The sequence below is a fragment of the Haloechinothrix salitolerans genome (assembly GCF_042662605.1).
In the GTDB taxonomy this organism is placed as follows: domain Bacteria; phylum Actinomycetota; class Actinomycetes; order Mycobacteriales; family Pseudonocardiaceae; genus Haloechinothrix_A; species Haloechinothrix_A salitolerans.
Genome location: NZ_JBHSXX010000001.1, coordinates 5,990,008 through 6,009,528 on the forward strand (window position 1 = coordinate 5,990,008; position 19,521 = coordinate 6,009,528).

Here is a 19,521-nt window from a genome sequence, read left to right on the forward strand (position 1 = left end):
CCCAGTGTGCCGCTGGCATGGTGAAATCAGCGTTGCGGTGAACCCGCGGCGCCTCAGCGAACCAGGCTGGTCGATGCGGTGACGGCGCTCGTGGTGGTCGGTACGGCCGTGTTCGACGTCGTCCCGGTGCCCTCGGTGTAGCGGGCGGGCATCACGCCGGACTCCGTGCCAGTGCGCGTGGGCACGCCACCCTCCTCGACCGTGAGCGCGAACGCGAGCGCGGTGAGCACCAGCCCGGACACGACGACGCCAGCGCCCTGCGCGGTGCGCTTGCTCGACTTCCGACCAAGGGCGTTGGCGCCGAGCGGAGTGCTCGATCCGAGCCGGGTCGAGCCGAACGTACTGCCCTGCTGCGGGCGGTCGGGGCGCTGCACCGCGACGAGCTGGCCGTCCGCCGTTACGGCGAGGTTGTCCGGCCCCGAGGAAATGTCAGTGGTCTGCGGGATGGAGCTCAGCGAGGCGAGCAGCCCTGCTGGCATGGCGGGCACCTGCGAGTCGTGCACGGCTTCGCGCGCCTGGCGCTGCGCGGTGACGTCCGCGGCACACGCGGCGCACCGCATGATGTGGGTCGCGGCGCGTTCCCGCGCACCCGCCTCCAACTCGCCATCCACGAACGCGACGATCGCGTCGGGCAGCAAGTGCGACTCGGGCAGCTGCCAGCTACCCGACATCCGCCCGCTGTGCCGCTGCCCGCCGGGACCTTCGGCACGCGATTGCGTCATGCCCTCGTCCTCATCGTTTCCCCTTGCGACTCCTTGCGCCGCTCGAGTGAGGCGCGCAGAGCCTGGCGGCCACGGTGAATTCTGCTGCGTACGGTACCAAGTTTGACCCCAAGGGTGGCACCGATCTCCTCGTACGACAGGCCCTCGACGTCGCACAGCACGACGGCGGCGCGGAACTCCGGCGGCAGCTCGTCGAGCGCGGCCTGCAGGTCAGGGTCGAGGTGCGTGTCGGAGAAGACCTGCTCGGGGCTCGGGTCATCGCCGACGATGCGGTCGGTGTCGTCCGGCAGCCCCTCCATACGCACGCGTTGCCGCCTGCGTGCCATGTCGAGGAACAGGTTCGTGGTGATGCGGTGCAACCAGCCCTCGAACGTGCCCGGCTTGTACGACGAGAGGCTGCGGAACACCCGGATGAACGTCTCCTGGGTGAGGTCCTCCGCGTCGTGCGGGTTGCCGGAGAGCCGGTACGCGAGCCGATACACACGGGAGGCGTGGGTACGCACGATCTCGTCCCACGACGGCGGTGTCCAGGCAGCATCCTCCGCCGCCACGGCAGCGGACTCGGTACCCTGCGCCATCGTTGCCGGCATCTGACTCCTTTTCGGCTCCGGATGCGCCTGCATCGGCGATCTCCCAACTACTCCACACAACGCGGATTCCCTCCCCGTTGTTCCCACCACGGGATACGACCCACTGTGACCCGTCTCCTTACGGTTTTAGTGAGACTGCCCTGAGAGCAACCTGAGAGGTGACTCCCCACGTTGTCGAGGGGCCTCAGTCCCTTGTTACGGCCCTGCCTGCCCTACCGCGGCGGCAGCCAGGTCTAATCTGCCCCTGTGAGCTCAGAGACCGAACCGACCGCGCCGCCGACGTTCGCCGAGTACCTCGACGGGTACCTGCCTGACGACGAGACGCTGCTCACGGCGCGCACACGAGCCGATGAGCTCGGCTGTCCAACGGTGGTGCCGTCCGTCGGGTGCACGCTGCGCTTCCTCACCGCGACGCTGAGCGCCCGCGCCGTGGTCGAGATCGGCACCGGCACCGGGGTCAGCGGCCTCTACCTGCTGCGGGGCATGGCCACGGACGGGGTGCTGACCTCGATCGACATCGAGCCGGAGTTCCACCGCGCAGCCCGCGCGACGTTCACCGAAGCTGGCTTCGGCGGCAGCAAGACTAGGCTGATCATGGGCCGTGCCGTCGACGTCTTGCCTCGGCTCACCTCAGGCGGCTACGACCTGGTGTTCGTCGACGCCGCCAAGGCCGAGTACCCGCACTACTACGAGCAGGGCGTCGAACTGCTGCGACCGGGCGGGGTAATCGCGTTCAACGGCATCCTCGCGAACGGCGGCCTTTCCGACCCCTCGCGCCGCGACCAGGACACGCTCGCGCTGCGCGAGGTCGCCAGGTCGGTAGCCGCCGACGACCGGCTCATGCCCGCGATGCTGCCGGTCGCCGGGGGTCTGCTCGCCGCGGCGCGGTTGGCGTAACGCTGGGCTCGGTGCGGCCCACCACGAGGACGCCAAGACCGGCGACGGCGAGCCATGCGGCGACGAGGCCGACCACAGCGCCCCAGCCTGCCGCCGCGTAGACCATGGTGCCGACGGTGCCGCCAACGCTGCTGCCGACGTAGTAGCCCAACGTGTAGAGCCCGGACGCCTGTGCCCTGCCAGCCGGGTTGGCGGCGAACGCCGTCCAGCCGCTCGACACGGCGTGCGCGGCGAAGAAGCCGCCGGTCAGCACCACGAACCCGACCACGACCAGCCATAACGTCGTCGACAGCGTGAGCGCCGAACCAGCGGCCATGATCATCAGCGCGCCGACAAGCGAGCGGACCCTGCCGAACGCTGCGACGAGACGACCAGCGAAGGACGACGACACCGCGCCCATCGCGTAGGCGAGGAAGACCAGCGAGGCGACCGCGGGTGAGAGGTTCAGCGGCTCGGCGGTCAGCCGGAACGCCGCCGCGTTGTAGAGTGCGACGAACCCGCCCATGCCAAGCAGCGCGACGCCGTACTGCGCTAGCAACAACGGCTGGCGCAACGCGGTCGCTATGCCGATGAGCGCGCCACGACCACTGCTTCGCACCCGATGGCACGGCTCCGACCTGCGGCGTTGTGCCCGCAGCGCGAGCAACGCCACCGAGGCGCAGGCCAGCGAGAGCACCGCGGACGAGCCGAGCGCCGCCTGCCAACCGAACCGGTCGGTGGTGAAGCCGGTCGCGAGCCTGCCCAGCATGCCGCCGATGGTGTTACCCGCCACCATCGCGCCGACCGCGCCCGCCACCCCGCGTGCGCCCAGCTTCTCGACCAGGAAGGCGGCGGCGACGCCGGGAAAGCCCGCGATCGCCGCGCCCTGCAGCCCTCGTAGCACCAGCAGCACCGGGTAGTTCGGTGCGAACGGGATCGCGAGCCCGAGCAGCACTGAGCACACCAGCGACGTGATGATGACCCGCCGCCTGCCGATGATCTCGGACAGCGTCGCGATCGGCAGTACCGCGATGGCCAGCCCCGCGGTGGCGACGCTGACGGCGAGTGAGGCGGTGCCCGGATCAATGCGGTAGGCCGCCGCGATTCGCGGTAGCACCGGTTGCGGTGCGTAGAGCAGCGCGAACGATGCGATGCCCGCGGCCGCGACCGCGAGCGTCAGGTAGCGCGCTGCGGCGCGCGTGACAGGAGCCTGCTCATCGGACGGCGCGCTGGTAGCCACGCGCACAGATACTACGCATTGCTAACGACTTGGTCCGCTGGTTGTGTCGCAGCAGACACCGGAACGCGGGACCCGCGCGTCACCCTTCCGCATAGGCGGCGACGAACTCGACCAGCGTGCGGGCCGCGAATCCGGTACCGCCTGGCGTGACCTCGTCGTACGTCTTGTCCGCCCGCGCCGGACCCGCGATGTCCAGGTGTGCCCATGGCAGGCCGCCGGTGAACTCACGCAGGAACAGCGCGGCCGTGATACCGCCCGGCCCGTCCGGCGTCTGTCGGACGTCGGCGAGCCGTCCCCGCACGGCTTCCTCGTGCGCTACGAGCAGCGGCATCCGCCACCACACCTCGCCGACCCGCTCACCAGCGGCGTTCAGGGCGTCCGCCAACTCATCGGTCGTCGCGAAGAAACCGCCGGTACGCAGCCCAAGCGCGACCTTCATCGCCCCGGTCAGTGTCGCGACGTCGAGGACGGCGTCCGGCGCGAACCGCTCGATGCCATACGCCAGAGCGTCGGCCATCACGATCCTGCCCTCGGCGTCGGTATTACCGATCTCGGTGGTCTTTCCGCCGTAGTGGCGCACGACGTCGCCCGGCCGGTACGCCGAGCCGGACACGTGGTTCTCCGCGGCGGGGATCAGCGCGCGCACCGCGACGTTCACACCGCGCTGGGCAATGGCTCGCATCGCGCCGGCGACCGCGGCGGCACCGGACATGTCGGTGCGCATGAGGTGCATGCCCTCGGACGGCTTCAGCGAGAGGCCTCCGGTGTCGAAGGTGATGCCCTTACCGACAAGCAGCAACGTCTGGGAAGCACCCTTCGGCTGGTAGGCGATCTCGATGAGTCTTGGCTCGCTCGCCGACCCGCCGCCGACGGCGAGCATGCCCCCGAAGCCGTTGTCGGCGAGCCAGTCGTTGTCGCGAATCTCGACGTCGAGGCCGGGCACGTCGGCGAGCACGTCGCTGATCGTGCGGGCGAGCCAGTCGGGGTTCTTGACGTTGGAGGGAGTGTTGGCGAGGTCACGAGCTAGCGAGGTCGCCTCGGCCAGCTGGCGTGCGGCGCCCGCGACGTCGGTCAGCTCCACGAGCCGGTCCTTGCCTACGACGAGCCGAATGGCCGCCAGCCGCGGCGGCTGCTTCTCCTCGGTCACCCTCAGCCGGTAACCACCGAGGCAGACACCCAGCACGAAACCGGTCACGCAGCCGGGCTCGACATCACCGGGCAGTTCCACCTGCACCGTATCCGGCGCGGTGGACCCAGCGTCGTCGTGCGCCGCGAGGTCGGCGTTGACAGCCCGCACCAACGCGGCGCCCGCCGAGCGCCAGCTACCCGCGTCCGTGAGGTCCGCGCCGAGCCCGAGTAGCCAGCGGGTCGCACCACGGAGTGACTGGATCTCACCTGCCTTGCCGGTCACCACGCCGGCGGGCAACGCCGATTCCGGGAGCGGCGTACCGTGAGCCGACCGCGCCGAGTCACCGTTGACCGATGTCCGCTCGCCGTGCACCGTGGCATCGAAGGGCACTGTGAGCAGCACGATCGGGACCCCGTGCCGCACACTGGAAGCGATCTCGACATCCGGCACCGTGCTCGGCAGCGACGGCACGGGGGTTCGCACCATCGATACCTCAATTCGACCCGTGGGTAAGGGTCAGCTCGTTGCCTCCTGCAGGGCTACGCCCAGGTCCTTGGCCTCTTCAGCGGTGAGCTCGACGACGAGCCGTCCGCCACCTTCGAGCGGTACGCGCATCACGAGGCCCCTACCCTCCTTCACGACTTCGAGGGGACCATCTCCGGTCCGGGGCTTCATGGCCGCCATAGCGTGCTCCCTCCATATCAACCAGCGTCACCGGTCGTGCTCGTCCGGCTCAGAGTCCTCCGACACGGAAATGCGTGTGTCTGGTTACGCCCCTGGGCCGAACCCTGCAAGCCCAAACCGGGTCTCACGCTCCTATTCTCCCCTATCGCTGATCTCGTGGTGCACAGGAGGTGGCCTTTTCTCACGCATCCACGCTGGTATGCGGCCCGCAGCAGGGCCTATCGGGCGGTATCTGGCGTGCCGAGGCGAGCGCGCGCGGACTTCGCCACCCGGCCCGTGACAGCCGGTGTCGGATGCGTGTAGAACGAGCACGACACCTACGACCAGGAGGCAAGCAGTGCCGAGCACACCTGAGCAGCAGACCGCGACCGACGATGTGGTGCTCGTCGAGGACACCGACGGCGTCAGGACCATCACGCTGAACCGGCCCGCTGCCTACAACTCGCTCAACATCGAGTTGAAGAACCGGCTGGTCGAGACACTGCGGGACACGGCGTCCGACGACGACGTGCGCGCGGTCGTGCTTACCGGGGCAGGCAAGGCGTTCTGCGCTGGTCAGGATCTCAAGGAGCATGTCGGGCTGCTGCTCGACAAGGACCCAGCGCCACTGAGCACGGTCGAGGAGCACTACAACCCGATCGCGACGTCGATCGCTGAGATGCCGAAACCGATCATCGCGGCGGTGAACGGGCCCGCCGCGGGTGCGGGCGCGGCGTTCGCCTACGCCGCGGACGTGCGGGTCGCCGCCAGCTCGGCGAACTTCCTGATGGCGTTCGCCAATGTCGGCCTAGGGCCGGACTCCGGCGCGTCGTGGACGCTGCAGCGGCTGATCGGCTATGGCAGGGCGCTTGAGCTGATGATGCTGCCGCGCAAGGTCCACGCCGACGAGGCGCTACGGATCGGCCTTGTCAGCGAGATCATCGAGGACACCGGCAACGGCGAGGTGCTCGCGCGGGCGCGGGAGCTGGCCGCGAAGCTCGCGACGGGACCGACGGTGGCGTACCAGAAGATCAAGCAGACGCTCTCCGCCGCGACGTCGTCCAGCTTCCGCGAGGCGCTGGCCGCCGAGCAGGTGGCGCAGAACGAACTTGGCGCGACATCCGATCACCACGAGGCGGTGGACGCCTTCGTGAACAAGCGCGACCCGAAGTTCACTGGGGCCTGAGCGGCAGGGAGCTCAGGTGGCGCGCCAGCAGCTGGCGATGTGGTCATCGACCATGCCGGTGGCCTGCATCAGCGCATAGCACGTCGTCGGGCCAACGAAACTGAACCCACGCCGCTTGAGTTCCTTCGCCATGGCCTTCGACTCGTCGGACGTCGACGGCACATCGTCGACCTTCTCCGCCCTGGGGCGGCTGGTCCGCTCCGGCGCGAAGGACCACAGCAGCTCGTCGAGCGGGACGTCCAGCCGAACCACCTTGCGGGCGTTGTTGATCACCGCGTTGATCTTTGCCCGGTTGCGCACGATACCCGTCGTCGCCAGCAGCCGCTCAACGTCGAAGTCATCGAAGTCCGCGACGAGGCCGGGGTCGAACCCGGCGAAGGCCTCCCGGAACGCCTCGCGCTTACGCAGGATGACCAGCCACGACAGGCCAGACTGGAACGACTCCAGACAGAGTCGCTCGAACATGGCGATCTCGCCATAGAGCGGCACACCCCACTCGATGTCGTGGTACTCGGCGTAGTCCGCGGCGACCGTGGCCCAGTCGCACCGCTTCCTTCCGTCATCGACAGAAGTCATGACCTGCCACCCTGCTGTTCGCTCAGCTGATGTTCGAGAGTGGCCACCCTAGCGCGCAGCTGGTCGATCTCCGTGCCCAGCCGCTGCATGACCCAGTCGACCTCCGACATCCGGTAGCCGCGCAGGACCAACTGAAACCGGACTTGGGCGACATCCGAGGACGTGATCTCGGCGGCGGGCAGTCGGGTCGGGGACGCCCCCGGCGGTAGCGGTTCCAGCTCCTCCCCCCGACCGAAGATCATGGAAGCGATCAGGAATACGACCGCCGCGACCAGCAGCATGACGAGTAGGTAAATCAGCGCGGTGCCCACGCGCCGATCGTTCCACACGTCCGAACTGAGCGACGACGCTATGGGTGCGCTCGATGCAGTGAAAGCGCCACCCACCGCCTACCGGCGGGCTCGCGGGCCTTCGTGGACGAATGTCTCTCGCGCGAAATCCGATACAGTCGTATCGGTCACGATATGACTGTATCGGATTTTGGTAGAGAGACACACCTATCTAACCGAACGGCCTCGCGGCCAGTACCTCACGCATCGGCGGCCGGTCGGCCACGAACACCTCGGACGTCTCGGGCAGCCACTCCCCCGCGACCTGCGTGAACTGGGTGAACGCCGCCGCCTCGGCCGTATCAATGCCGCTGCGCGCCAGCATCGTGCCGAGCAACTGCCTGGCCATCACGCCGAGTTGCAGGAGCGAGCGGTTGCGGTGTTTGCGCACGCCGAGGTTGACCTGCGCCAGCGCATCGACGCCGTAGCGCTGCTCCGCGTCGAGCAGCAGCCCGATGTCCACGCCATAGCCAGCCGCGAACGGCACCGACTCCAGGAACTCGCGTGTTCCCGCGTACTCACCGCCGATCGGCTGCACCACGCCCGACAGCGCGGGCCGCAACGCGGCGAGCACCGGCCGCGCGAGCAGTTCGGTCACCCTGCCGCCACCGGTGTTGGCGACTTCGGTTTCCAGCCGCAGCGGTCGCTGATAGAAGCCTTTCACCAGGTGCACGCCGTCGGCCAGCAGCAACGGCCCGAGCAGGCCGGGCACGAACGACGAGTCGGGGTCGATGAGGTCCGAGTCGAGGAACACCACGACGTCGCCGGACGTCGCGGCGAGCGAACGCCACAGCACCTCGCCTTTGCCCTGCCACGGCGATAGCTCGGGCAGGACCTCGTCACGGCGCACGACCCGCGCGCCCGCCTCGATGGCGCGAGCGACGGTGTCGTCCGTCGATCCGGAGTCGGCGACGACGATCTCGTCCACCAACTCACCGAGATGCGGCCGCACGGACGCGACGACGCCGCCGACGGTGTCCTGCTCGTTCAACGCCGGGAGGACCACGGACACCGTGCGCTCGCCTTTGGCGCACAGCAGATCGGTCACCGTCCAGTCCACGTACTGGTATGTACGCGGTAGAAAGCGGCCGGAGCCCGCCCCGGAGTCAGGCGACGTCATGCCAGCGCCCTCCTGACCCTGGCCGGTTGGCGGGTCCCGGCGATGCTGGCGATCATGTCCACCGTCCTTCTCGTTTCGGTCACGCGGTCCGTACGCAGAACCCGCACGCCCGCCATCGCGGCGAGTGCGGCGGCGGCAATGGTGTCCGGGCCGTTCTCGGCGTCGCCGTCGGACACCGTCAACAGCACCGGCCAGTCCCCATCGGCCAGCTCCCTGCCCCACCGCAGCGTGCGGGCAGACGCGGACTGCCGCCACCCTGGCGTGACGAACACCCGCGCCACCCCCTCGGCGCGCAGCCACTCGACCTCCCCCGGAGAGCACACCACAGCGGCACCCGACTCCGCGGCGAGCACGGCAAGCTCCCGCTCCATGGAACCGCCAGTGGCGTAGACCAAATCCGCACCGGCGCCAGCCAACTCACGCACCCTGGCGGCGGCGTCGGAGACGCCAGCGACGTCCACGGCGAGCGGAACACCCGCGTGAGTGTGACGTAACTCACGCAATAGTGCGCCGCTCGCTCGGCCCAGGTCAACGATGTCGGCGCCATCGCGCAACACACGTCCCGCCTGAGCCGAATCCGACGCGACTCCCATGACAAGGGGGAATTGCTCCACCCAGGTAAGGGTTGTGTTTCCGACCGGCATCACAGGCTCAGATCGTGCCATGCTTGGGGACGGCGCCGATGTCTCGCCACCATGCCTTACCACCATCCTTCGAGGCTGACCGAGAGTGATCTTGCCGTGTTGGACGCACTGATTCGCTGGGTTCTCGCCCCGCTCGCTCGTTTGCTGTACCGCCCGAAGGTGACCGGGACGGAGCACGTGCCACACGAGGGGCCCCTCATCATCGCCGCGAACCACCTGTCCGCCGTTGACACCGCCGTGATCCCGCTGGTGACTCCGCGCAAGGTGGCATTCCTCGGTAAGGCGGAGTACTTCACCCAGCGCGGCATCAAGGGCAGGTTCGTCGCGGCGTTCCTTTCCGCTCTCGGCTATGTGCCGGTGGAACGGGGGAACGCCCACGCCGCGCTGGCCGCACTCACGGCGGCGCGCAAGGTGCTTGATGAGGGCGGCGCGTTCGGCATCTACCCGGAAGGCACCCGCTCGCTGAACGGCAAGCTGCATCGGGGTCACACCGGCGTCGCGCAGCTCGCGCTGTCCACCGGAGCACCCGTGGTGCCGGTCGCGCTCATCGGCACCGACCGGATGCAGCCAGTCGGTGCGCGGATACCGCGTCCGGTCAAGATCGAGGTGCGGTTCGGTAAGCCGCTTGACTTCTCCCGCTACTACGGAATGGACGCCTCGCAGGCGATCCGGCGGTCGGTCACGGACGAGATCATGTACGCGATCCTCGAACTGTCCGAGCAGACCTACGTGGACCGCTACCACGAACGACCGAAGGCTGCCTGAGCGCTCAGCCCGCCCACTTGTTCACCTCGGGTAGCCGATGCTCGGCCAGTCCCCTGAGCAGTCGGTCGGGGTCGGTGTCAAACAGCAACGCGTCGCGGTGACCGGCGCGTAGGAAGCCTTCGTCGACCATGTGGTCGGTCATAGCGCGCAGCGGCTGGTAGAAGCCGTCGATGTCGAGCAGGCCGATCGGCTTGGCGTGCAACCCGAGCTGCGCCCAGGTCCATACCTCGAACAGCTCCTCCAGCGTGCCCGCGCCGCCGGGCAACGCGATGAAGGCGTCCGCCCGCTCCGACATCAGGGCCTTACGCTCATGCATGTCAGCCACGACGTGCAGCTCGGTCAGGCCGGTATGGGCGATCTCCCGCTCGACCATGCCCTCCGGGATGACACCGACGACCTCGCCACCGGCCGCGAGGGCGGCGTCGGCGAGCACGCCCATGGTGCCGACGTGCGCACCGCCGTAGACGACCCGGACGCCGGAGCGCGCCAGGTGCTCACCCAGCGACGTCGCGGCGTCGACGTAGCGGCTGCCCGTGCCGGTGGACGAGCCGCAGAAGACGCAAACAGCCTTGATTGGACCCAACCGCGCCATCAGTGGGTGTCCTCCCACGCCTGGTACGCCTCCCGGACGACTTGCACCGCGTCGTCGATGTCGTCAGTGAGGTACAGCAGGTTCATGTCCGCCTCGTTGATTTTGCCTTCGCGCCGGACGCTGTCGTTGATCCACTCGTAGAGGCCGCGCCAGTAGTCCTTGCCGAACAACACGACAGGAAACTTGGTGACCTTCTTGGTCTGGACGAGGCACAGCGCCTCGAACAGCTCATCCAGCGTGCCGAACCCACCTGGCAGGCAGATGAACGCCTGCGAGTACTTGACGAACATCGTCTTGCGGGTGAAGAAATAGCGGAAGTTGACACCGAGGTCGACCCACGGATTCAGGCCCTGCTCGAACGGCAGCTCGATGCCGAGGCCGATGGAGAGCCCGCCAGCCTCGGAAGCGCCACGGTTGACCGCCTCCATCGCGCCTGGCCCGCCACCGGTGATCGCGGCGAAGCCCGCGTCGACCAGCGCGGCGCCGATCTTGCGGCCGAGCTCGTACTCGGGGTGCTCACGCTTGGTGCGCGCCGACCCGAATACGGTCACCGCGCGGGGGACCTCGGCGAGCGCGCCAAAGCCCTCGACGAACTCCGCCTGGATGCGCAGCACGCGCCACGGGTCGGTGTGCACCCAGTCCGACGGCCCGCGCGTGTCGAGCAGCCGCTGGTCGGTCGTGCTCGTCTCCTCCCTGCGGGAACGGCGCAGCACGACGGGACCCCGGTGCTTCTCCCTGGGATGTTCCGGATAGGTGTGGTCGACATTCGCTCCTGGTTCTGCCACGCCCGCGAGCCTATCCCGACGCGCTCAGCTCAGGAACGCGCGCAGCACCTCGGCCACCCTGCCGATCTCAGCGGCCGCCACGTGCTCTTCCTTGGTGTGGGCCAACGTCGGGTCACCCGGCCCGAAGTTCACCGCGGGCATGCCCAATGCGGCGAAGCGTGCGACATCGGTCCACCCCAGCTTGGCGACCGGGTCACCCCCGGAGGCCCGCACCAGCTCCGCTGTCGCCGGTTCGGACAACCCTGGCAAAGCACCGCCGGAGAGGTCAGCGACGGACAGCTCGTAGCCGCCGAAAACCTCCCGCACGTGCACCAACGCCTCATCAGGCGAGCGGTCCGGCGCGAACCGGTAATTGACGGCCAACGTCGCCTCATCGGGGACGACGTTGCCCGCGACTCCGCCGCCGACCCGCACCGCCTGCAGGCCCTCGCGGTAGGTGAGGCCGTCGATGTCGACCACCCTCGGCTGGTACTCCGCCAGCCTTCGCAGCGGCTCACCGAGCGCGTGGATGGCGTTGACACCCATCCACGCCCGCGCGGTGTGGGCGCGTTTGCCGTCACAGCGCAACTCCACACGAAGAGTGCCCTGGCAACCGGCCTCGATCACCGCGTTGGACGGTTCCCCCACCACCGCGAGGTCGCCGCGCAACCAGTCCGGCAGGTTCCGCTCGATGCGACCGAGACCGTTGCGGGAGGCCTCGACCTCCTCGCAGTCGTAGAACACGAACGTGACGTCGTGGCGTGGCTCGGTGACGGTGGCGGCAAGCGAGAGGAACACCGCGTCGCCGCCCTTCATGTCGACGGCGCCGAGACCATGCAGCACCTCGGTCGTGCCGGAGCCGGTGCGTCGCAGCGGCAGGTTGTCGTTCATCGGCACGGTGTCCAGGTGACCCGCGAACACCACGCGCGATGATCTGCCGAGCGACGTCCGTGCCAGCACCGCGTTGCCATCGCGGACAACCTCCAGGTGTGGCGCCTGGGTGCGCAGCGCGTGCTCGACAGCGTCCGCCAGCGGCTTCTCCTCACCGGATTCGCTGCGGATGTCGACGATGGCAGCGGTCAGGTCAACGGGGTCGGCGCCCAGGTCAAGCTCCATGGCCGAGACAGTACCGAGCACTGACGGTGAGTACCGTGTGTGGTGTGCGCATCAGCGAAGGTTTGACGTCTCTCGGCAGGACCATCGGCATCCTCCTCAGCGCGGCGACGATCGCCATGCTCGCGGCGTGTGACGCGGGCGAGTTTGAGCGCGACGTCCGCGACAGCATCGATGTGGAAACCATCGAGACGAAGCTGCGCGCGCTGACCTCGGACCCGTGTCACAGCGACCCAGCGTCGCGCGCACCATCGCAGTGCGAGAAATACGTCACCCAGCTCGCGAACGCCGCGAACACCATCGAGGCGGCGGCCAACACCGGGTTCCCGCGGCTCGCGGAGCCGGGACAGCGGATGACGGCCGCGATAGCCGACTACCGGGACGCCAACTGCATGCGGCAGGACACCGCTGGGAAGGGCGAGTGCGTCACGGCGCTCGAAGATCTCGCCGACGCCGTCACCGCCGCCAAGCAGGCCCTCGGGGCGTAGCGGCGCGGCGTCCCACACTCAGCCGGGCCACACGGTGGGCGTGTCAGGCACGCGGGTTACGGTGATAGGCGTGAACAGCGAGCAGACCCCCAATCCCGAGACCACCGGCGCCACCGGAGTCGGGCTTGCCACCATCACCACCGATGGCACCGTGCTCGACACCTGGTTTCCGCACCCCAAGCTCACCGAGACGGGTGAGTCCGGCACGACGCGCCTGAGCGACGACGAGGCAGCCGCGGCGCTCGGCAAGGCCGCGACGACACTGCTCGGCGCGGACACCGACCGGGGTGTCGAGGTCATCGCCGTGCGCACCAGGATGGGCTCGCTCAGCACGGCGCCACGAGACGCCCACGACGTCTACCTGCGGCTACACCTGCTCTCGCACCGCATGGTGCGCCCGCACGGCCAGAACATGGACGGTGTCTTCGGGCTACTCAGCAACGTCGTGTGGACCAACTTCGGCCCCTGCCCCGTCGACGGGTTCGAGGCGACCCGGATGCGACTGCGAGCGCGCGGCCACGTCACGGTCTATAGCATCGACAAGTTCCCGCGCATGGTCGACTACGTCATCCCGACCGGCGTCCGCATCGGTGACGCCGACCGGGTGCGGCTCGGCGCGCACCTCGCCAGCGGCACGACGGTGATGCACGAGGGCTTCGTGAACTTCAACGCGGGCACCCTCGGCGCATCGATGATCGAGGGGCGGATCTCCGCGGGCGTCGTCGTCGGCGACGGCACCGACCTCGGCGGCAGCGCGTCCGTGATGGGCACACTGTCTGGCGGTGGCAAGGAGGTCATCTCGGTCGGCGAGCGCTGCCTGCTTGGCGCGAACGCGGGCATTGGCATCTCGCTCGGGGACGACTCCGTCGTCGAGGCTGGGCTGTACGTCACGGCGGGCACCAAGGTCAGCATCGATGGCACGCTGCGCAAGGCGGCCGACCTTTCCGGCATCTCCGGCGCGCTGTTCCGCCGTAACTCGGCGACCGGCGTGGTCGAGGCCGTGCGTAGGGAAGGCACCGGTATCGAGTTGAACGCGGAGCTGCACAAGAACGACTAACGCGGGCGTCCTGGCTTACGATCATGGTGATGACGTCGGCACGAGGACAGCGCGCGGCTCCAACCCCCACTGAGGTCGGGCTGGGCGAGCAACCGAAGGACGTCTCGGCCTCGACCACCGCGACGGAGCAGGCCCGTGCGCGGATCGACGAGCAGCTGCGCGCGCTGCTCCGTCACCAGGACGGGACACGCGAGGGCAAGGATCCGGAAGAACTGCACCAGTTCCGGGTCGCGATCCGGCGACTGCGCAGCGTGCTCAAGGCCGTGCCGTCGCTGACCGGGGAAGCGCGGTCGGCGACGGACACGCGACCACCCGAGCAGGCACCCTTCGCCCGTTACACCGCCGCCGACTTGCGGGACGAGCTGCGCTGGCTCGGTGACCTCACCAACCCGGTGCGAGACCTCGATGTCCTGCTGATGCGACTGCGGGCGGAGACAGCCGGATTCGACGACGACGAGTTGGCCGCGGCGGAACGACTGATGTCCGCGCTGGTCAAGGAGCGCGGCACGCACCGAATGGCCCTGGGCAGAGCGTTGTCCAGCGCGCGGTACCAGGCCATGCTCACGGGGCTCGCCACGCTCGCGAACGGTGACGGCGACGACGCGCGAGACCCGCTCACGGGGACGACGTTCGTCAGTTCGCTGCGCAAACCGTATCGCGCGCTGCGTAAGGCCATCGACGACCTGGGTGACGATCCCGAGGACGCTCAGCTACACGACCTGCGGATCAAGGGCAAACGGCTCCGGTACACGGCGGAGACGGCGCTACCGGCCGCGAAGCCGTCCGACGTCAAGCGGCTCACGAAGCTGATCAAGGCGGCGAAGCGGCTGCAGGACGTGCTCGGTGTGCATCAGGATGCCGTGGTGGCGGCCAAGCGGGTGCGGGAGTTGGGCGCGGAGCAGGACGAGCCGCTGCCCGCGTTCGTGGCGGGCAGGTTGGTGGAGCGCGAAATGGCGCGGAAGGCACAGGCACGTGCGGATCTGTCCGGCCGCTGCCAGAAGGTGCTTAAACGGGCGAAGCCGCTGGTGTGACGACCGCGCCCAGAACCGCGAGCGCCGGGCCGCACCTCAGGTGTCAAGCCGGGTGACGGCTTCGCGCACGCGTTCGTCCGTCGCGGTGAGCCCGATCCGCACGTGCTTGCCGCCAGCCGGGCCGTAGAACGTGCCCGGCGCGACGAGGATGCCGCGCTCGGCGAACCAGTCCACCGTCTGCCAGGCGTCCTCGTCGCGGGTCACCCACAGGTACAGACCGGCCTCGGAGTGGTCGATGCGGAACCCGGCCGCCTGCAACACCTTGCGCAGCGAGTCGCGCCGCGCCGCGTACTTCTCGCGCTGCACGGCCAGGACGTCGTCGGAGGCGAGTGCGGCGGTCATCGCGGCCTGCACCGGACGCGGCATGATCAGCCCGGCGTGCTTGCGCACCGCGAGCAGGTCAGCGACCAGCCGGGGGTCGCCGGTGACGAACCCGGCGCGGTACCCGGCTAGGTTCGCGGACTTGGACAGCGAGTGCACGGCGAGCAGGCCGTCGAGGCTGCCACCGTTGACGTCGGGGTGTAGCACCGACACCGGCTCGCTGTCCCAGCCGAGCGCGAGGTAGCACTCGTCCGACGCCACGACGACCCCGCGCTCGCGTGCCCATTCCACGACTTTGCGCAGGTGGTCGACACCGAGCACGCGCCCGGTCGGATTCGACGGCGAGTTCAGCCAGAGTAGCTTGGGGCGCTCAGGGCCGAGCTGGGTCAGCCCGTCCGCGCGGCGCACCTTAGCCCCCGCGAGCAGCGCGCCTACCTCGTACGTCGGGTACGCCAACTCGGGGATGACGACGACGTCGCCGTCACCCAGTCCGAGCAGTTGTGGCAGTAACGCGACCAGTTCCTTGGAGCCAACCGTTGGCAGGACGGCGTCCGGCTCGATCCCGGCCGCGCCGTGCCTGCGCACCAGCGCGTCAACGACGGCGGCGCGCAGCTCAGGCGTGCCGTGGGTGGCCGGATAACCGGGGACCTCCGCGACCGAAGCCAGCGCTCGCTGGATCTCCGGCGCGACGGGGTCGACCGGCGTGCCGACGGACAGGTCGACGATGCCGCCGGGATGGGAGCGCGCCTTATCCCCGTAGGGCGTCAGAGAGTCCCACGGAAAGTCGGGCAGCGCGCTCCGCGCGCGAGCCATCTAGTGCTCTTCGCCCATCGGGGGCAGGTCCTTGATCCACTGCGGGTCGGCCGCGACCTTGCCCACCTTGGCGGCGCCCCCCGGCGAGCCGAGCGGGCCCTCACCATTGACGTCGATCTCGAAGAAGTCGACGTTGGCCTTGGTGTAGTTGGTGGGTTCGGTCGCCCACTCGTCGGGGACGTCGTCCTCGTAGAAGATGGCTTCGACCGGGCAGACCGGCTCACACGCACCACAGTCCACGCACTCGTCAGGGTGGATGTAGAGCATGCGCTCGCCCTCGTAGATGCAGTCAACGGGGCACTCGTCGATGCACGCCTTGTCGAGAAGGTCGACGCAGGGCTCGGCGATCACGTAGGTCACTGCGCTCTCCTGAGATGTCCTCTTAGCTGTGGTGGCTACCCCGCACAGTACGCCGAACGTACCGGCGAGCGGTCGTGAGGCCACCCTTATTCCACGCGATGAGACGCCCCGAAGGGGGCTAATGTGGTGCCAAACACGTCTGGATCGGCGAGTCGTCCCTCCAGGATGGCGATGTCGAGTATGGGCGACATTCCGCGCCCAGCCCGGCACGTGGGAGGATCGGCACTCGTGAAGGTAGTTGTGCTCGCGGGCGGTGTCGGTGGCGCCCGGTTCCTGCTCGGCGTGAAAGCCGCACTGGACATGCCGGCGATCGGTGCGGCGGAGAGCGCCCACGAGGTGACCGCGCTGGTCAACACCGCTGACGACGTCTGGCTGCACGGGCTGCGGATCTGCCCCGACCTCGACACCTGTATGTACACCCTCGGCGGCGGCATCGACACCGAACGTGGCTGGGGCCACGCGAACGAGACGTGGACCGTTTCCGAGGAGCTCAAGGCCTACGGCGCGGACCCGACGTGGTTCGGACTGGGCGATAAGGACATCGCCACCCACCTCATCCGCTCGCGCATGCTGCGCGCGGGCTATCCGCTGTCGGCGGTCACCGAGGCGCTGTGCCACCGGTGGCAGCCGGGCGTGACGCTGCTGCCGATGTCCGACGACCGCGTGGAGACGCACGTCGTCGTCGACGACCCAGACGATCACGGCCAGCAGAAGGCACTGCACTTCCAGGAATGGTGGGTGCGCTACCGCGCCGCACTGCAAGCGCACTCGATAGTGCCGATCGGCGCGGACGAGGCGAAGCCAGCCCCGGGCGTCACCGATGCGCTGGCCGAGGCGGACGTCGTGCTGATCGCGCCGTCGAACCCGGTGGTGTCCGTTGGCACCGTGCTCGCCGTACCTGGCATCAAGCCCGCACTCCAAGCCACGAAGGCCAAGGTCGTCGGCGTGTCCCCCATCATCGGCGACCGGCCGCTGCGCGGGATGGCGGACGCCTGCCTGTCCGCGATCGGCGTCGACACCACTGCCGAGGCGGTCGGAAAGCACTACGGCGCCCGCAAGGACGACGGCATCCTGGACGGCTGGCTCATCGCGGCCGGTGAGTCCGCCGACGTGCCTGGCGTCGACGTGTCGGACGTTCCGCTTTTGATGTCCGATGTGGATGCCACGGCCGCGATGGTGCTAGCGGCGTTCGATCTGGCGGGAGTGAACGTTGACTGACCACGCCGCGCCCCGAGTGGACATCCGCGCCGTCGAAGGGCTCCCCACGTTTCGCGAGGGCGATGACCTGGCCGCCGCGATCGCGGACGCCGCGCCATGGCTGGCAGCCGGCGACGTCGTCGTGGTGACGTCGAAGATCGTGTCCAAGGTGGAGGGCCGTATCCGGCAGGTGCCCACCGACGAAGCCGCACGGGATGCCGCTCGACGTCGTTACGTCGACGAGGAGTCAGTGCGCGTACTCGCGCGGATGAAGGCCACGCTGATCACCGAGAATCGGCTCGGCATAGTGCAGGCGGCATCCGGTGTGGACGCGTCCAATGTGGCGGGAGACGAGATCGCGCTACTCCCCGAGGACCCAGACGCCTCCGCCGCCATCCTCCGCGCCGGGCTCCGCGACCGGCTTGGTGTCGACGTCGCCGTGGTCATCACCGACACCATGGGCCGGGCATGGCGGATTGGGCAGACCGACACCGCGATCGGCGCGAGCGGACTGCGGGTCCTCCACTCCTACGCCGGATCCGTGGACTCCGAGGGCAACGAGCTGGAGGTGACCGAGGTCGCCGTCGCGGACGAGATCGCGGCAGCGGCGGACCTGGTCAAGGGCAAGCTTGGTGGCACACCGGTCGCGGTCGTCCGAGGGCTGAGCATCAATGACGACGGCTCCCGGGCACGGGATCTGATCCGGCCGGTCGAGGAGGATCTGTTCCGGCTCGGCACCGAGGAGGCGATCAAGCAGGGGCGTTCGGAAGCGGTGCTCCTACGACGGTCGGTGCGCGCGTTCAACGACGACCCTGTGGACGCGGATGCGCTACGCCGCGCCGTCGGCGTCGCGCTCACCGCACCCGCACCGCACCACACCAAGCCAGTGCGGTTCGTGTGGCTGCGCGAGGCAGCCAGGCGCAAGGACCTGCTGGAAGCGATGCGCCAGGCCTGGCGCGCCGACCTCGCCGATGACGGCCTCGCCCCCGAGCGGATCGAACGCAGGGTGCGGCGGGGGCAGCTGCTGTTCGACGCGCCCGAGTTGGTGGTGCCGTTCCTGGTCGCCGACGGCGCGCACGATTATCCGGACCAACGACGTCGCGAGTCTGAGCACACGATGTTCACCGTCGCGGGTGGGGCCGCCGTGCAGGGACTGCTTGTCGCGCTCGCGACGGAAGGGCTCGGCTCCTGCTGGGTCGGCTCCACGATCTTCGCGCCCGAGGTCGTCCGCGCGACGCTGGACCTACCGGACACCTGGCAGCCGCTCGGTGCCATCGCGATCGGACACCCGGCGGACGGCGCCTTATCGCCCCGGCCGCCACGCGAACTGGGAGAGGGACTGACGGAACTGTGAGCCTGCACGTCGAGGCCACCGACACGCTCAGCGCGTGGCGACCGTCCACACCGGAGCAGGAGTCGCTGCGGCAGGCGTATCTGTCCTATCTGGACGCGCGAGCCGACGCGTGCGAACGCGCCTGCGCGCCGGGCCATCTCACGGCGTCCGCGCTGGTACTCGACAGCACCGAGCGGCACGTCTTGCTGACCTTGCATCCCAGAGTGGGCCGCTGGCTACAGTTAGGCGGCCACTGCGAGCCCGGCGACGTCTCCCTGCGCGCGGCCGCGCTACGCGAGGCCACCGAGGAGTCCGGGATGGACGATCTGCGCATCGATCCACTGCCGGTGCACCTGGACGTTCATCCGGTGACCTGTTCGCTGGGCGTCCCGACGCGGCATTTCGACGTCCGATTCGTGGTACGGGCGCCCGCTGGCGCGGAACCAGTGCGGAGTGACGAGTCCGACGATTTGCGATGGTGGCCGATCGACGCACTTCCCGACGGAAGTGATGATCTCGTTCCACTGATCGCCTCGACCCACTCCCAGTATGAATCGCAGGCGTGAACAGACCCCTGGGTTAGCCCATACGTGGTAATGGCCCCCTACCGCG

General features: G+C 68.9%; 23 protein-coding genes. 9 read left to right on the forward strand and 14 right to left on the reverse strand.

From position 1 onward, the window contains the following. Window positions 1-53: 53 nt before the first annotated feature. A complete protein-coding gene (locus tag ACFQGD_RS28555) occupies window positions 54-671 on the reverse strand; it encodes an anti-sigma factor family protein (protein ID WP_345406607.1) in 618 nt (205 codons plus the stop codon). Window positions 672-718: 47 nt separating this feature from the next. After that, complete coding sequence (gene sigE, locus ACFQGD_RS28560) at window positions 719-1,345, reverse strand: RNA polymerase sigma factor SigE (RefSeq protein ID WP_345406348.1); 627 nt, start codon at window positions 1,343-1,345, stop codon at window positions 719-721. Between the two features lie 213 nt (window positions 1,346-1,558). Here sigE and ACFQGD_RS28565 point away from each other — a divergent pair, with 213 nt between their 5' ends. Beyond that, window positions 1,559-2,209: an O-methyltransferase gene (locus ACFQGD_RS28565; protein WP_345406345.1), complete on the forward strand. Its 651-nt coding sequence runs from the start codon at window positions 1,559-1,561 to the stop codon at window positions 2,207-2,209. On the opposite strand, the gene ACFQGD_RS28570 is transcribed toward ACFQGD_RS28565, so the two are convergent. From ACFQGD_RS28570 to ACFQGD_RS28580, 3 genes are all read right to left on the reverse strand, one after another. Next, window positions 2,151-3,368: an MFS transporter gene (locus ACFQGD_RS28570; RefSeq protein ID WP_345406604.1), complete on the reverse strand. Its 1,218-nt coding sequence runs from the start codon at window positions 3,366-3,368 to the stop codon at window positions 2,151-2,153. The genes ACFQGD_RS28565 and ACFQGD_RS28570 overlap by 59 nt on opposite strands. Before the next feature lie 139 nt (window positions 3,369-3,507). Then, a complete protein-coding gene (locus ACFQGD_RS28575; protein ID WP_345406342.1) occupies window positions 3,508-5,043 on the reverse strand; it encodes a leucyl aminopeptidase family protein in 1,536 nt (511 codons plus the stop codon). A gap of 30 nt (window positions 5,044-5,073) precedes the next feature. Then, window positions 5,074-5,241 (reverse strand): DUF3117 domain-containing protein, encoded by a 168-nt coding sequence (locus ACFQGD_RS28580; protein WP_345406339.1) that lies wholly within the window; start codon window positions 5,239-5,241, stop codon window positions 5,074-5,076. 337 nt (window positions 5,242-5,578) lie between these two features. On the opposite strand from ACFQGD_RS28580, the gene ACFQGD_RS28585 reads away from it, so the two are divergent. Beyond that, window positions 5,579-6,406: an enoyl-CoA hydratase/isomerase family protein gene (locus tag ACFQGD_RS28585; RefSeq protein ID WP_345406336.1), complete on the forward strand. Its 828-nt coding sequence runs from the start codon at window positions 5,579-5,581 to the stop codon at window positions 6,404-6,406. A 12-nt stretch (window positions 6,407-6,418) separates the two neighbouring features. Here the strand turns inward: ACFQGD_RS28585 and ACFQGD_RS28590 are convergent, their stop codons facing one another. The 4 genes from ACFQGD_RS28590 to ACFQGD_RS28605 all read right to left on the reverse strand — a co-directional run bounded on the left by ACFQGD_RS28590 (window position 6,419) and on the right by ACFQGD_RS28605 (window position 9,045). After that, on the reverse strand, window positions 6,419-6,982 hold the full coding sequence (locus ACFQGD_RS28590) for a DNA-3-methyladenine glycosylase I (protein ID WP_345406334.1): 564 nt from the start codon (window positions 6,980-6,982) through the stop codon (window positions 6,419-6,421). Next, window positions 6,979-7,293: a DivIVA domain-containing protein gene (locus tag ACFQGD_RS28595; RefSeq protein ID WP_345406332.1), complete on the reverse strand. Its 315-nt coding sequence runs from the start codon at window positions 7,291-7,293 to the stop codon at window positions 6,979-6,981. Before ACFQGD_RS28595 ends, ACFQGD_RS28590 begins: the two co-directional genes overlap by 4 nt. 190 nt (window positions 7,294-7,483) lie before the next feature. Next, complete coding sequence (locus ACFQGD_RS28600) at window positions 7,484-8,431, reverse strand: glucosyl-3-phosphoglycerate synthase (RefSeq protein ID WP_345406329.1); 948 nt, start codon at window positions 8,429-8,431, stop codon at window positions 7,484-7,486. Further along, window positions 8,428-9,045 (reverse strand): hypothetical protein, encoded by a 618-nt coding sequence (locus ACFQGD_RS28605; RefSeq protein ID WP_345406326.1) that lies wholly within the window; start codon window positions 9,043-9,045, stop codon window positions 8,428-8,430. The genes ACFQGD_RS28600 and ACFQGD_RS28605 overlap by 4 nt, the downstream gene beginning before the upstream one ends. A 126-nt stretch (window positions 9,046-9,171) precedes the next feature. Between ACFQGD_RS28605 and ACFQGD_RS28610 the strand changes: the two genes are divergently transcribed. Continuing rightward, on the forward strand, window positions 9,172-9,840 hold the full coding sequence (locus ACFQGD_RS28610) for a lysophospholipid acyltransferase family protein (protein WP_345406323.1): 669 nt from the start codon (window positions 9,172-9,174) through the stop codon (window positions 9,838-9,840). Between the two features lie 4 nt (window positions 9,841-9,844). Here the strand turns inward: ACFQGD_RS28610 and ACFQGD_RS28615 are convergent, their stop codons facing one another. From ACFQGD_RS28615 to dapE, 3 genes are read right to left on the reverse strand one after another with little or no spacing between them, the layout of a single operon-like run. Then, entirely contained in the window at window positions 9,845-10,414 is a 570-nt protein-coding gene (locus ACFQGD_RS28615; RefSeq protein ID WP_465261645.1) for an LOG family protein, read from the reverse strand. Between the two features lie 17 nt (window positions 10,415-10,431). Beyond that, entirely contained in the window at window positions 10,432-11,217 is a 786-nt protein-coding gene (locus ACFQGD_RS28620; protein ID WP_345406317.1) for an LOG family protein, read from the reverse strand. 24 nt (window positions 11,218-11,241) lie between these two features. Then, on the reverse strand, window positions 11,242-12,312 hold the full coding sequence (gene dapE / locus ACFQGD_RS28625; RefSeq protein ID WP_345406314.1) for a succinyl-diaminopimelate desuccinylase: 1,071 nt from the start codon (window positions 12,310-12,312) through the stop codon (window positions 11,242-11,244). A 44-nt stretch (window positions 12,313-12,356) separates the two neighbouring features. Here dapE and ACFQGD_RS28630 point away from each other — a divergent pair, with 44 nt between their 5' ends. From ACFQGD_RS28630 to ACFQGD_RS28640, 3 genes are all read left to right on the forward strand, one after another. Next, window positions 12,357-12,797 (forward strand): hypothetical protein, encoded by a 441-nt coding sequence (locus ACFQGD_RS28630; RefSeq protein ID WP_345406311.1) that lies wholly within the window; start codon window positions 12,357-12,359, stop codon window positions 12,795-12,797. Window positions 12,798-12,867: 70 nt separating this feature from the next. Then, on the forward strand, window positions 12,868-13,854 hold the full coding sequence (dapD, locus tag ACFQGD_RS28635; protein WP_390221119.1) for a 2,3,4,5-tetrahydropyridine-2,6-dicarboxylate N-succinyltransferase: 987 nt from the start codon (window positions 12,868-12,870) through the stop codon (window positions 13,852-13,854). Between the two features lie 29 nt (window positions 13,855-13,883). After that, window positions 13,884-14,885 carry a CHAD domain-containing protein gene (locus ACFQGD_RS28640; protein WP_345406308.1) on the forward strand — a complete coding sequence of 334 codons (1,002 nt, stop codon included), beginning with the start codon at window positions 13,884-13,886 and terminating at the stop codon, window positions 14,883-14,885. A 36-nt stretch (window positions 14,886-14,921) separates the two neighbouring features. On the opposite strand, the gene dapC is transcribed toward ACFQGD_RS28640, so the two are convergent. Further along, the gene (dapC, locus tag ACFQGD_RS28645) at window positions 14,922-16,019 is read right to left on the reverse strand and encodes a succinyldiaminopimelate transaminase (RefSeq protein WP_345406305.1); all 1,098 of its coding nucleotides are present in this window, start codon (window positions 16,017-16,019) and stop codon (window positions 14,922-14,924) included. Next, window positions 16,020-16,379: a ferredoxin gene (fdxA, locus tag ACFQGD_RS28650; protein WP_345406302.1), complete on the reverse strand. Its 360-nt coding sequence runs from the start codon at window positions 16,377-16,379 to the stop codon at window positions 16,020-16,022. A 228-nt stretch (window positions 16,380-16,607) separates the two neighbouring features. Here fdxA and cofD point away from each other — a divergent pair, with 228 nt between their 5' ends. From cofD to ACFQGD_RS28665, 3 genes are read left to right on the forward strand one after another with little or no spacing between them, the layout of a single operon-like run. After that, window positions 16,608-17,597: a 2-phospho-L-lactate transferase gene (gene cofD, locus ACFQGD_RS28655; protein ID WP_345406299.1), complete on the forward strand. Its 990-nt coding sequence runs from the start codon at window positions 16,608-16,610 to the stop codon at window positions 17,595-17,597. Further along, window positions 17,590-18,930, forward strand: coding sequence for a coenzyme F420-0:L-glutamate ligase (locus tag ACFQGD_RS28660; protein WP_345406296.1), 1,341 nt, complete (start codon window positions 17,590-17,592; stop codon window positions 18,928-18,930). The genes cofD and ACFQGD_RS28660 overlap by 8 nt, the downstream gene beginning before the upstream one ends. Beyond that, window positions 18,927-19,475 carry an NUDIX hydrolase gene (locus ACFQGD_RS28665; RefSeq protein ID WP_345406293.1) on the forward strand — a complete coding sequence of 183 codons (549 nt, stop codon included), beginning with the start codon at window positions 18,927-18,929 and terminating at the stop codon, window positions 19,473-19,475. The genes ACFQGD_RS28660 and ACFQGD_RS28665 overlap by 4 nt, the downstream gene beginning before the upstream one ends. Window positions 19,476-19,521: the final 46 nt, after the last annotated feature.